Source organism: Microvirga sp. KLBC 81 (assembly GCF_003075415.1).
GTDB lineage: Bacteria > Pseudomonadota > Alphaproteobacteria > Rhizobiales > Beijerinckiaceae > Microvirga.
Map to the genome: position 1 here is coordinate 1 of NZ_QDAH01000310.1, position 635 is coordinate 635.

Below are 635 nucleotides of genomic sequence, written 5' to 3' on the forward strand. Positions count from 1 at the left end.
TACGGTCACATCGAGACGATGGCGCAGGCCATTGCGGAAGGCGCGCGCGCGGTGCCGGGCACCGAGGTCGCCCTCAAGCGCGTTCCGGAGCTCGTGCCCGAGGAGATCGCGCGCCAAGCCGGCATGAAGATCGACCAGGAGGCGCCGATCGCGAGCCCGAACGAGCTCGGCGATTACGACGCCATCATCTTCGGCACGCCGACCCGCTATGGCGGGATGGCGGCCCAGATGCGCAACTTCCTCGACCAGACCGGCGGCCTGTGGGTGCAGGGGGCGCTGGTCGGCAAGGTCGGCAGCGTGTTCGCCGCCACGGCCACCCAGCACGGCGGCCAGGAGACGACGATCACCTCGTTCCACACCACGCTGCTGCATCACGGCATGATCATCGTCGGCCTGCCCTATGCGTTCGCCGGCCAGACCAGGATGGACGAGGTCACCGGCGGCACGCCCTATGGCGCGACCACGCTCGCCGGCGGCGACGGCGCGCGCCAGCCGAGCCCGAACGAGCTCGAGGGCGCCCGCTTCCAGGGCCGGCACGTGGCCGAAATCGCCGCACAGCTGGAGCGCGGCGCCGGCGAGCGCGGGCCCGCCCCGGCCGACCTGCAGAACCCGACCGAGACAACCGGCGGAACGGC

The 635-nt window shown here is 72.1% G+C and carries 1 protein-coding gene; it reads left to right on the forward strand.

The features are described from left to right. The coding region (gene wrbA, locus DC522_RS33935; protein WP_116532740.1) for an NAD(P)H:quinone oxidoreductase at window positions 1-635 on the forward strand (635 nt) is incomplete at both ends.